Consider the following 11829-nt stretch of genomic DNA (forward strand, 5'->3'; position numbering starts at 1 on the left):
CCTCATATTCCAATTTCCTGATCGTAAGTTGCTAGTTCGGCAAGTGCGGCAAGCCGATTCTTTCGTGCTTCTCGCGCCTCAGTCTTGACCTTCATCACAGACCGAATTTCGTCGAAATGCCACGGACGAAAATCGTGCATATCGACTCCAACATCCATCGAGAGTGAAAGAGGTTCATCGGGTAGGTTGGCGTGCGAATGCCCATAGAGATGCCAAGCTCCCTGCGCATGGTGTGGCCAAACTCTCATAGCGTAGTGGCAAAGCACGATCCGCTGCTTTGCCACATTGACCTCCGACAGAACACCCCAGGAGGCGAATAGCTGCTGTTGCTTGCGCGTGGTCTTGTCGTGATTACCTTCTATAAAGTGGATCGTTTTGCACGCCAGCCGTTTTCGATAGGCAATAACCTGCTCCTCTCTTCCCATGCAGAAGTCACCAAGGAAATAGAGCACATCGTTTGGCTTTGCGCACGCATTCACCCGCTCCGCAATCGCGTCGTCCATCTCCTGCGTATTTCCGAAGGGACGTTTGCAATAGCGAATGATATTGAGGTGTCCGAAATGGAAATCCGCTGTGAACCAAACATTACGCATAGAACTGATTCCTACAATCACAGAGTCTACCGATAAAGTTCCGCTAGCGTATCCGCAGTTCCGTCAGAAAGAAGAAGCAGATTGAGCGATAGACCGAGTGGCGCATAAATAATCCAACCTACACCGACAGGGTTCAGTAAGAAAATCCTGGATAGAGGAATGCGCTGCGAATGGTTTCCGCGTCGGCTTGCGAGACACCGCAGGCGCGAACAACGTCGTACCAATGGCTGACTTCTTCACGCATCTTGGCGACGATCCTCTCTGCCTCCTCCTTGTCGAGAAGAAAGCGCGCGTGCTGCGAAAGGATGTTCTTTGCGTTTGCGAAGCGTCCCTGGTCGCCGCATTCCATCGCAAGATCCCGACGGTCCTGACTGACAACCGGCGAAGGCGTCAAATCGTAAGCCGGCGATAGGGCCCAGTTCAGATCCTTCGCAAGAAAAGCATGGTTACGAGGATGGTCATCGAGGTTGGAAATCAATGCATTGAAGCATATTCGGCGGAATAGTTCCCGCGCGTCTTTTTGCGGTTCGGCAACAAACCGCCGCAGCTCTTCCACCAAGAGGACATACGACCAACGCGAACGGGTATCAGGGGCTTCATCCGCACGGAGTGCGGTGAGACCGCTTATCATCCGTGCCCGCCTATAACCGGCATCACTCCTTTCACGGTCAAAACGCTTGATAAGGAGTACGTCTTTCCTTCCTACGGTTTCAACGCGGCTTTCTGCGGTGGTGATCCCACAGCGGCGGGCAAGACGCAACATCGCGTGTTCGACGCGGGTATTGTTCCACCGATCGTCCGGGCGGTTGAACTTGGCAATCCAAAGCCCTTCGTCGTCCTGAACGACAGCCTTCGGGCGAGCGCCACCCATCGAGGTTCCAAGGAGTAGTAATTCCTGCACCTGCGGCGCTGCAGGGTCATTGGGAATCTCATCGTTGATGAGTTCTTCCGCTACCTCTTGCAGCTTTTCCAGATCGAGTGTTTTGTTGAAGGCACGCAGTGGAGCAGGCGGTGTTGGATTGAGACCAAAACCGAGAGCGCCCGCGCGGTCGTCGGGCGACTCCAGTAGATAGTCCATCTCTCCCAGCATCGACTTTTGAGCGTGCTTCTCGATGACGCGGCGGCCCCAGAAGTCGGGACTTGCATCGCGTAGTGCTCCAAAGACACCGTTGAGCTGCACCGTTTCATAGGTGTTCCTGGAGAGTTTCAACTCAACAGGGTCAATCGGAACGGCACGAGGGTTCTCAAGATACGACCGACCGTAGACAAAGCGCCCGAGCGGAATACCCGTCCGATTCTTGTCCAGCACAAACCGCCCAGCAGTTATCGGCGCAACCTCGCCGGGCAACGTGATGTAGACGAAGCATTCAGACACGGCGCTAGAAGTCATTGTCGAGTTCTCCGCTCTTGCGCGCGCGCCGGTTCTCTCTGCTCGTTGCCAATGCAAGGCCTTCTGTGTCCTGGAGAGGATCGGCGAGCTCCTCGAAGGGCGAGAGCAAGTCATAAGCCCAAAGCAAGGCAGCGTAGACAGCCACCCCGGTGGAGGCTTTGCCGCTCTCGGCATCCCGGATGGCACGCACTCCGGTACCGATCTTTTCTGCGACTTCCTCAATCGTCAGTTTGCGCCGTAGCCGCGCTTGGCGAAGGTTTCTACCAATTTTGGCAAGGGCCTGTTCGACAGCATATGGGGGGGCCATCATCAGTTTGTTAGGAGTACCCATATTTCCTCAAAAGCACGCTAAACGCGATAAGGTGCTCTTGAGAGCATATATTATTCTGTGTTCCCCTACAAGTCATTTGTGCCCTTGAGAGCACCACATCAATCATCCTACCCCTTCCGTAGGATGGTCTACGGACTTGCTTGGTCCTGAAGTCGCTTGTCGTTCGGCAATGGCAATCTAGAACAGCCGATGGACGCATCCTGACCATACGGAACCATAAGCACAATACCTCAATTTTTTTGGAGGTATTGTGTGCCATTCAACTCGGTCAATCCACTTTCCGCTACGCCGCACACTTCACCCCACAATTCGCTCGGAACACTACGCAACGATGTGTTCGGGATGATCACCACGCGCGTACTTCCGCAAGTCAGCGACGGGAATCAGAACTCTTCCGCCGATTCTCCGTGTCGGCAGCCGCCGATTCGCTATCAGGTAATCCAAACCGCGCTGGCTGATCGATAGCAACTGGGCTGCCTCTTCACGACTGACCAGTAGTTTCGCCTCGGATGGAATGACGACTCGCGCCGGTGGCTTCTTGTATCCGTTATTGATCGCCTGCATCATCAACCCCTTTTAGTAAAAGTCTCGTCGTTCTCACAAACCCAATCCATATCCCATGCCGCGCTCCAACACACGCTCTGGTGACGGGCCAATCTTCTGCGGCACTGCCGAGAGCGTCTGTTCCGGCTGGAATGCGCTCTTGTGTGAAACATCGTGACTCAAGGCCCGAGCCAGTTTCTCGCGGTCATTGGTAAATATCTGTGCGTCCCACTGCCCGCGCGAGATGGAGACATAGGCCATGCGGTGATTCAGCAAATCCTTAGCTCCTAGCTCGGTATCCGCATGAATCAGCACACGCTCTGCGGTCTGTCCCTGGCTTGAATGACTGGTGACAGCGTAACCGTGGTCGATGTGCGGGAAGCCACGCATCCCGACTTCAACATTGCGTCCGCCATCAAGTTTCAAGTGCATCGAACCGTTCGCGCCGATGTTCTCAATGCTGGCCAGCTCACGATTGGCAATCTTCAGTTCTTGATTCGGTGCTGTGAACTGAATGCGATCACCAATGGAAAACGACTTCTCTTCAACTCGATAAACGGAGACGCCCATCTGACGGCGTGGATCGTAGGTCGTCTGCTCCCCGTTCCCGCATAGAACTGTAAGCAGATTCTCCTGACCGTCCACGGCAAGAACACGGGCATACTCTCCCTTCCCAATGCCAGTTTCTTTCGATGTCCGCGAATAGTGCAGTACGTCGTTTGGCTGATACCGCTGCGCCCAACTGCGATCCGCGCCGGTCAGATCCTGCCGTGGGACAAGCACTTGCATCGCATGTTCCCGTTTGCCAACAATGCCTTGCTCTTGTAGCTCTCGATGAATCGCGCTGTTGATCTCGGCACGGGAGCGATTATCCGGTGATACGACAAGCGTGTTTTCCGGAGAGGCTGCATACTCCCGCGCTATCGCAGATATTCGCGCTTCACGTCCGATCACTTCATGCACGCGGCCCTGGATGTCGAGACTTTCGATTGCTGCTGCGACACGACCGTGTGCCAACATCTCGACAGCCTCTTTCAATTCAGGGTCACGCTGTCGCAGAATTTCATCCAGCTTCACCGTGTGCATCCCGGCTTCTTGAAGCTGTGCGAAAGGGCGGCCAGCCTCTACACCTTCATGCTGACGTACATCGCCAACGAGCAACACACGATCATTCCGATGAAGACGCGAAAGGAACTCGTGCATCTGCCGTGTGGACGCAAGAGAAGACTCATCCAGCACGAAAAGGCGCTTCTCTCCCGTATCGGGTCGTTCGCCCTTGGCTAAATGATGCTGAAGCGTCGATGTGGTCATGCCCGCTTCAGCGAGTTTATGAGCGGCTCGGCTTGTAGGTGCGAATCCTTCGACATGGTAGCCCTGTGCTTCAACGCCTTCGCGAATGACAGCGAGGGTCGTTGTCTTTCCTGCGCCTGCGACACCATCCAGCCCTACAACCTTCTCCCGGCTGAGAAAAATATCATCGACTGCGGCAAGCTGAGATTTGCTCAATTCGGAATGCGAATCTTCGATACGGATTCGCAGCACCGGCGACACCAGCATGGAACTCTCATACCTGCTCTCATTGCTCTTCTTCACAATGCCCACTATCTCCCACTCCAAACGAATCATCTCGGCTGTTGTGTACCGAGGAGCAGCCCTCCCGTCTGAGCGCTCAACCAAGCGGAACTCGCCATGACGTACCCGTTGCTCGAACTCCTGGCGAACCTCGCTATATGTGGATTTGCCCATGCTGCGATCCATCGCTGCCTGCAAGATGCTGCGCTCATCCTGCACAGCCGACCTCTCGAAGACATGGTTGCGCGAGTAAGTCATTGACTGCTGCGCCGTCTTTTCGTGCTGCTGTTCGACTTTCTGGCCATGCTCCCGCGCTTGAGCAACGACCTGATCCGGTTGATTGCCGAACTTCACAGCAAGCTCGCGATGCCGCTCTAGCACCTCTTCGCGCGAAAGCAGGTCTTTGCTGTCTCTGGTGCGATGAGCCGCAACCTGGGCAGCTCCTGCACCTTCGCGCCCAATCTCATGCAGGTGCTCTTTGATCTGCGCACGCCGAGGACTCGATGCTTCCAGATACTCCTGTGAGTATCCCTTGATTTCTGGCTGTCCATGCTGACCACGCTCGATCTCATAACCCAATCGTTGCAGACGCATGGCAAGTTCCGAACGATACACACTTGTTGCGTACTGCTGTGACTGAAAGAGGCTGCGCTCCTGCAGCGCACGTGTCTGACCGCTCTCTCGCTCCGTGATGTTGAAGATCACGGCGTGGGTGTGAAGCTGTGGCGCTGCATACCCATCGACAGGCCGCGCCGTGTCATGCTCGAAGGTTGCTGCGATGAACTTGCCTGTTGTCTCAGGTGCATGAACATTGCCAATGCGAGCTTGGGTGTAGCGTTCCAACTCATGCAGCGCTACGCGAACGCTCTCTCGATGCGCCTCCCGTACACGCTCATCGCCACCCACGAGTGCAGTGAGAGAAACGGACTTCGGTGTAGAGAACGTTGCATCCCATCCTGCTCGATGCTCCGAGCTGGTAATCTGCTTGCCGTACTCGTTTTCGTAGGTTCTTGCTGGTTGATGCTTGATGAGCTGTGCAGCACTCTCTGGATGCTGGCCTTCGCTAAGCAGTGCAAATTGTTTATCAGCAACCGAGCCTTGCAAACCCCACTCATGAGCAAGTGACCCTTGCCACTCACTGTGCCCCTGCCGATCACGACTCCAGTAGTTCTGCTTCTCGGATGCGAACTCTCTCGCATGATATGTGCGGGCCTGTGTAGCAGACAGCGCTTTGGAGAGAGTCAACATGCAGAGAAACCTCAACACACGATCTGCAGCATCTCGCAACTGCTTGCTGCATAGCGTAACCCGAAATGTGGAAATATAGGACGAAATTCTGAGAAATATTTTTAGCGTCTTAGCTACAAATACCCGCATAGATATTGAATAAAACAGTGATTGCATCTCTGATTCGTCGCGTATTAGTGAGTCGATTCGCTATCGCATAACAGACGAATCAGCACACGAATGCAGAGACACAAATGAGGTCAATCAAGGTATCTTTGAGGCTTGGATGTAAGAGGATATTGAGGGCGGAATGGTGTGCTTTAACTCTTCGATAAAGCTAGTCGATCCACTGCGACTCATGCCACGGTTTAGGTGGCCCATCACCGTTCCGAATGGCTTCTGCTCCAGGGAAGACTAAGCGGCGCGTTGGCTTCACAGGAGAGGCTGCTGGAACAACCTGTTTCTCATATCTCAAAGGCGTGCCAGCTTCAGCGCGATAGGACTTCGCATTCGCAGACATAATGGCCTGCTCTTTTGGCACTGATCGACGGCTTGAAAGACTCGTCTTTGTGTTGGCAATGAGACGCCCTTTCCAGTCGTTCACCTGTTCTTTGCAGTGCCTCCAAAGAACAGGCATATCGAATATCAAGTCGTCTCCAAATGGGCCTGCATAAAGCTGTCTCCATTCTTCGACAATTTCCCTCTTCATCAGGATCACTCCAAAGAGGAAAATGAACGGAATGACGACGAGAAAGAAGAGCGGCTCGGAAAGCACTTCCCGAAAGGTTCGATTGCCGTAGAAGTATTCTTTTAGGAATCTCTCCAGCTCAGATGAGTTCCAGTTTTGGACGGGCATCTCGACCAGTTGAGTCCAGCCGGCTCGCCTGGCGGAAGACGAGAGTCCAATCGGAACCAATCCCGAGCCATTCGAGTCAACATCCTGGTCAATGAGCGGTTCACTCTGACGACCGGGAGCAGCCTTGTAAAGCCACTGGATTGGGGTGGTGCTTGCGGGCTGCTGAGTACTCTTAGAACTCTCCCAATAGGTCACCAAATAGTAAGCTTGAAGCGGCGGCAATTCCCATCGGAACCACACTAGAAACATCGCCAATGCAAGAGCTGGAATCGACCCCAGAAGCAGCGCGGTTCTCCAGGGAAAAACTCGCCGAAAGCCAAATCTTTGCACTGTGCTTTCCCCCTTCTATTTGCCGATGCTTTGCGACCGTCTTTTGGAGAGGAATTCGCGCGCCTTTTGCTCCTTAATAGAGTCGGCGTAAGCGGATATCTTGCGCATGTCTTCGGAACTCAATGGTCCCTTCGATGCCTGGGCAAACAGGTTCAATATGAGATCCCGCATCCCCATAATCTCTGCCAATAGAAGGGTGTCCGTTTGCTCTTCTAGCGGGGCTCGTGAATGGGCGAGAGCGGTATCACGTAGCCACTCCGACACCCTTTTCCCGGCCTTCAAAGCTGCCGCCTCGATCTCGTCAAACTCGGCTTCTGTAAGCCGAGTCGCGATGGATTTCACGCGAGAGGCATCATTCGGAACGGGAGATACCGATGCTGACGCTGCTGGTGGCAGCGATTTCGTATCGAGCGAGGACATGAGCAGTACCGCCTATCGAGACTTCTCTGGTCTTCGCTTGGATGCGTTCTTGGCTACTGTGGTTTCTATTGCTACGTCCGTAGAAGGCCCTTTTACACAGGTCAACAGCGATAGAAGATCACGTTTACGCCCGTGAACGAGAAAAGCAAATCCATTCCAGATAAAGAAGTTAGCGGATTCCGCTTTGAAGACGCTCCACAGCACCCATTTGGGGATGACGTGTCAATCTTCTTCCGCTGCGCAGCAGCGACTTCAGTGAGATGAGCCACCGACTGCACAAGAGCAGTCGGTGAGACGATCATTCACCGTCTCTAACCGACCGTTTCTGGTACAGGTTGTGGGATGTACACACGCGTCAGAGGGAGGAGCGCCTTATAACGCGGATGCAGTTCTTCATAATGAGCCAAGATGAGCTGAACCAACTCAGGGCCGTCTATCATACGCAGGTTGTTCCTCGATCTAGCCCATTCAATAGCGTTAGGATGAAACCCTCCGAGGGCGACAAAGAGTCCGTATTCTCCTTGACCCAGTGTGCCGAAATGCTCTTGAACTTTTGGTCTTCCAATCGGTCCATGGCCACTCTTCGCCTGCACCCTGATTATAGGTGGCATGAGACGAAGCTCATCGCGATATGCCGTAATATCGATGCCTCCGTCTGTCCCCGGCTTTCCACCCCCTTCGGTTCGGTAGCCCATTGTCCCGAGCAGATCTTTAAGGAACTCCTCGAACGGGGCACCCTTCAGATGTTTGTCTAGTTCACCCAGAATGAAGTCTTCCGTGCTTTGAACCGCCTCAGCGGCTACGGTTGCAGTCTCCTCTTCGTCTTGCTCGTCGGACAATACATTTTCGCCTTGAACGGCAAGAATGAACTCTTCGCCATAGTTCTTGATTTGATACAGCGTGAGAGCGGAGCCGTGTTCGTTCCGCGCACCTGCGGAGACGCTAGTCGGGGCTACGACACCGTCCCATTTCACCTTGTGGACGTTCGGATATTCTGCACTCAGATCGGGCCGGAAATCGTACTCCTCCACAATCCGACCAACATAGAATTTTCGGTCGATTTTGGAACGGTAGACCACCCACTCCCCGACCTTCATCTCGTGGATGAACCGGAACAATTGGCTGCCGGCATTGATGATGTATCCCTGCGGCTTGTCAGGAAGAATTTGAGCAACAGCAGCTTTGAATGCATCACGTGTGGGAGCTAACTTGCGGAGGTCACCAACTTCCTGCCAACCTATTCCCACGTATGACTGCTCGCGGGCCATAAAGTCTCCGCCCGCGCCGATATGGATGCCCCAATACACCTGTTCTGCCATAGCTCTCCTACTAATCAGGGCCAGTTTACCCTCTCTTGCTGGCAGAACGCGACGACCTCGGAGCTCCCCGCCAGAGTCTTTCTAATCAGCTAAACAGCGAAATACTAGAAGCGTTTTTGGCTGACGAGCGCATCGCTATTCACTGAGCATTGCATCATGATCCATTGTCTGCATCTTGAGGAGATTCTTCCTGATGCACGCGTCGAAAAACTTCTTCAGCAAGGTGTTCTTGAGCGATAGACCGAAACTGCTTGTCTGTCATGACACGTTGGAAGATTTCATCGTTGCCTTCCATTCGTTGAATGAATAGGTCGTCGAGAATTCGGCCAAAATACGTAGAGAAATTGGTGAGGTTGTTTGCCTTCGCGGCCTCTACGATCTTTTCATTTGTTTCCGCTGTGGCGCGAACTTGATCAAAGAACAGCTGATCTGCAGGTGTGAAGTCCGTACCGAAGCGCTCATTGAGTTGCTCGACGAGAGTCGAGAGGGCCACTTCAGCATCCTTCTCGCGTGCCGTGCCAACGTCGGTTGGCCCTTTCAGCGGTTCCGCTTCGCCCTTTGTGAGGTCGATTGTTCCGTCATTGACCTGCTGCAACCGGAAGAACTTCAGCGCTACATCGTCATCAAGAGTGAAGCGGCTTCCGTCTCCTGGCTGCGGCAGCTTGGGTCCAAGGCTACGAATGAAAGCGTAAAGCTGTTCCAACTGTTCATCGAAATAGGGCAGGATTTGCGAGAGGAAGCCGTAGAGGTTCCGGAACGTGGTCAGCAGGCCGCGAAACTCTTCTTGCACCTTCTCTTCACGTTCCTTGAATCGTTGTACACAGCGATCCAAAACGGCATTCATGAGTTTGTGGTCTTGGCCGCTTGGGTCGCGACGAGACTTGAACCACACTAGGGCAAAATCCAAAATGTCCTGCGGCGTGAAGATCGCGAACTGAAGCAGTTTGTGGTGAAGCTCATTCAGCTTTTGCGGATCGGCATTCTCTCCCATCAGGGTCGCTTGGTAGTACGGCTTGAACGATTGGAAGATGTCGGCCTCTTCGTTTCTGAAGTCCAAAACAAAGGTCTGCGTCTTGCCCGGTGCGATGCGATTCAGTCGAGAGAGTGTTTGCACGGCCTGAACACCCGCCAGACGCTTCACCACATACATCGTCTGCAATAGAGGCTGATCAAAGCCCGTCTGATACTTCTCTGCCACAATGAGCACGCGATAGTCTTCACCGGCGAAACGTTCTGGAAGCTCCCGCTCCGGAAGACCATCGTTCATGCCGACCTCAGTAAAGGTCGCTCCCGGGAGATCGGGATCTTCTACGGTGCCCGAAAACGCCACCAACGCGCGAATGCCCGTGTATCCCTTCGTCTGGATGTAGCGGTCGAAGGCTTTCTTGAACTTTACGGCAGAAAGACGAGACGAAGTGACTACCATTGCTTTGGCGCGACCGCCAAGCTCATGCAACACCTTCAAACGGAAGTGCTCGATGATCACCTGAACGATTTGCTCGATGTTGACCGGGTGCAGTTCCAGGAATCGACCGAGTGCACTGGCTGCGGCACGCTTGGGGACTTCGGGATCATCCTCCACCTGCTTTATGAGGCCGAAGAAGCGCTTGTACGTGGTGTAGTTCTTCAGCACATCGAGGATGAAACCCTCTTCAATGGCTTGACGCATCGAGTACTCGTGGAACGGTGAGCTCCCGGACGGTCCCGGCTCATCGAATACAGCCTTCGTCCTGAACTTCGGGGTTGCTGTGAAGGCGAAGAAACTAAGGTTCGGCTGCCGCGCGCGACCCATCATCTCCCGACGAATATTTGCCCTCGCTTCGTCGGTCAGCTGATCGTCCTCTTCTTCGCTGAGCTGCGCGGCGATAGCGTCGGCGATCCCGTCCTTGTTCAGGATGCCTTTGAGTGCCGCGACCGTCTCGCCGGACTGCGAACTGTGGGCCTCATCCACAATCACCGCGAAGCGTTTGCCCGTGGTGTTCAGGTCAACGCCTTCGCCCTTCTTCTCCAGGGTGCGGATGGCTTGGCTGATGAATGGGAACTTCTGGATCGTGGAGATGATGATCGGGGTTCCCCCCGCGATTGCCTTCGCGAGCTGCTGCGTATTCTCGTCGATCTTTTCTACGACGCCGGTCTTGTGCTCGAATTGGTAGACGGTGTTCTGTAGCTGCTGGTCGAGCACACGCCGGTCTGTGATCACGATGACGGAGTCAAACACCTTCGCGTCATTGGCATCATGCAAACCAGCCAAACGGTGTGCGAGCCATGCAATGCTGTTCGACTTGCCCGATCCTGCCGAGTGCTGAATAAGGTAGTTGCACCCCGATCCGTGCGCCCGCGCGTGGGTTGTGAGTTTGCGCACGGCGTCCAGCTGGTGATAGCGCGGAAAGATCATCGCTTCCCGGCGGACAGTGCGCTTACCCTGGGCGGTGTCCACAGTTCTCTCGCTGATGTCCAGGTGCATGAAGCGCTGCAGGATGTCCAGCAGGCTATCCGCACGCAGCACCTCATCCCACAGGTAGTGTGTCTTCCAGTTGTCCTCCACAGGAGGGTTGCCGGCGGCGTAGTTATGACCGCGATTGAATGGCAGGAAGAGCGTCTCCGCACCTTTGAGCTCGGTGGTCATCCATGCCTCGTCTGGATCGACGGCGAAGTGGACAAGCGCTCGTTCCTTGAAGCGAAAGATCGGGTCGCGTCCGTCGCGGTCGGTCATGTATTGCCGCCGTGCGTCTTCGGCGCGCTGACCTGTCAGCGGATTCTTCAGTTCAACCGTGACCACAGGAAGCCCATTCAGGCTCAACACGACGTCGAGGATACAGCGACGGGGAGTGCCTTCCGGCTTTTTGAGGACGGTGGAGGTGAATGCAACCTGGCGTGTGATGGTCAGCCGGTTCGCAGCGTACAGCGCGGCGCTCTCCGGGTTCATGCTGGAGTTGGGCTGGAAGTAGGCGAGGCGGAATTCCTTACCGTAGCACTTGAAGCCGTGGCGAAGGACGCCGAGTGTGCCCTTGCTGGCCAGTTCCTTGGTCAGACTGTCGATCACTGTCGGAGCGGTGCGGTCCTTCAACATCGCTTCGAGCTGCGCCCAGCGAGTGGGTTGGCTGTCACGGATGAAGCCGATCACATCATCAGGAAACAAAGCTGCCTTTGGATCGAAAGCCTCCGGCGCACGCTTCTGGTAGCGGTCTGCTGAGATGAGGCCGTGTTCGATGGCTCGCTCGAAATCGGTTTCCGTGTGACCAGGCATG

At 54.5% G+C, this 11829-nt stretch carries 9 protein-coding genes; all 9 read right to left on the reverse strand.

Annotation, left to right across the window (positions count from 1 at the left end; all coding sequences use genetic code 11):
- Positions 1-2: 2 nt before the first annotated feature.
- Positions 3-593, reverse strand: coding sequence for a metallophosphoesterase (locus JAO32_RS00605; protein WP_334236605.1), 591 nt, complete (start codon positions 591-593; stop codon positions 3-5).
- 133 nt (positions 594-726) lie between these two features.
- A complete protein-coding gene (locus tag JAO32_RS00610; protein ID WP_334236606.1) occupies positions 727-1983 on the reverse strand; it encodes a type II toxin-antitoxin system HipA family toxin in 1257 nt (418 codons plus the stop codon).
- Positions 1973-2314, reverse strand: coding sequence for a helix-turn-helix domain-containing protein (locus tag JAO32_RS00615; protein WP_334236607.1), 342 nt, complete (start codon positions 2312-2314; stop codon positions 1973-1975). The genes JAO32_RS00610 and JAO32_RS00615 overlap by 11 nt, the downstream gene beginning before the upstream one ends.
- Positions 2315-2635: 321 nt before the next feature.
- Positions 2636-2881, reverse strand: a complete 246-nt coding sequence (locus tag JAO32_RS00620) for a helix-turn-helix domain-containing protein (protein ID WP_334236608.1) — start codon at positions 2879-2881, stop codon at positions 2636-2638.
- 30 nt (positions 2882-2911) lie between these two features.
- The gene (mobF, locus tag JAO32_RS00625; RefSeq protein WP_334236609.1) at positions 2912-5677 is read right to left on the reverse strand and encodes a MobF family relaxase; all 2766 of its coding nucleotides are present in this window, start codon (positions 5675-5677) and stop codon (positions 2912-2914) included.
- A 316-nt stretch (positions 5678-5993) separates the two neighbouring features.
- Positions 5994-6842: a hypothetical protein gene (locus JAO32_RS00630; RefSeq protein WP_334236610.1), complete on the reverse strand. Its 849-nt coding sequence runs from the start codon at positions 6840-6842 to the stop codon at positions 5994-5996.
- Between the two features lie 15 nt (positions 6843-6857).
- The gene (locus JAO32_RS00635) at positions 6858-7262 is read right to left on the reverse strand and encodes a plasmid mobilization protein (RefSeq protein WP_334236611.1); all 405 of its coding nucleotides are present in this window, start codon (positions 7260-7262) and stop codon (positions 6858-6860) included.
- Between the two features lie 311 nt (positions 7263-7573).
- Positions 7574-8581, reverse strand: coding sequence for a restriction endonuclease (locus tag JAO32_RS00640; RefSeq protein WP_334236612.1), 1008 nt, complete (start codon positions 8579-8581; stop codon positions 7574-7576).
- Positions 8582-8735: 154 nt separating this feature from the next.
- The gene (locus JAO32_RS00645) at positions 8736-11828 is read right to left on the reverse strand and encodes a type I restriction endonuclease subunit R (RefSeq protein WP_334236613.1); all 3093 of its coding nucleotides are present in this window, start codon (positions 11826-11828) and stop codon (positions 8736-8738) included.
- Between the last annotated feature and the right edge of the window lies 1 nt (position 11829).

This window comes from Terriglobus sp. ADX1 (assembly GCF_036877645.1).
Classification (GTDB): domain Bacteria; phylum Acidobacteriota; class Terriglobia; order Terriglobales; family Acidobacteriaceae; genus Terriglobus.

Bases quoted from the DNA above. Each gene is read 5' to 3' on its own strand.
- JAO32_RS00605 (WP_334236605.1), bottom strand. From the start codon at position 593: ATGCGTAATGTTTGGTTCACAGCGGATTTCCATTTCGGACACCTCAAT.
- JAO32_RS00610 (WP_334236606.1), bottom strand. From the start codon at position 1,983: ATGACTTCTAGCGCCGTGTCTGAATGCTTCGTCTACATCACGTTGCCC.
- JAO32_RS00615 (WP_334236607.1), bottom strand. From the start codon at position 2,314: ATGGGTACTCCTAACAAACTGATGATGGCCCCCCCATATGCTGTCGAA.
- JAO32_RS00620 (WP_334236608.1), bottom strand. From the start codon at position 2,881: ATGATGCAGGCGATCAATAACGGATACAAGAAGCCACCGGCGCGAGTC.
- mobF (WP_334236609.1), bottom strand. From the start codon at position 5,677: ATGTTGACTCTCTCCAAAGCGCTGTCTGCTACACAGGCCCGCACATAT.
- JAO32_RS00635 (WP_334236611.1), bottom strand. From the start codon at position 7,262: ATGTCCTCGCTCGATACGAAATCGCTGCCACCAGCAGCGTCAGCATCG.
- JAO32_RS00640 (WP_334236612.1), bottom strand. From the start codon at position 8,581: ATGGCAGAACAGGTGTATTGGGGCATCCATATCGGCGCGGGCGGAGAC.
- JAO32_RS00645 (WP_334236613.1), bottom strand. From the start codon at position 11,828: ATGCCTGGTCACACGGAAACCGATTTCGAGCGAGCCATCGAACACGGC.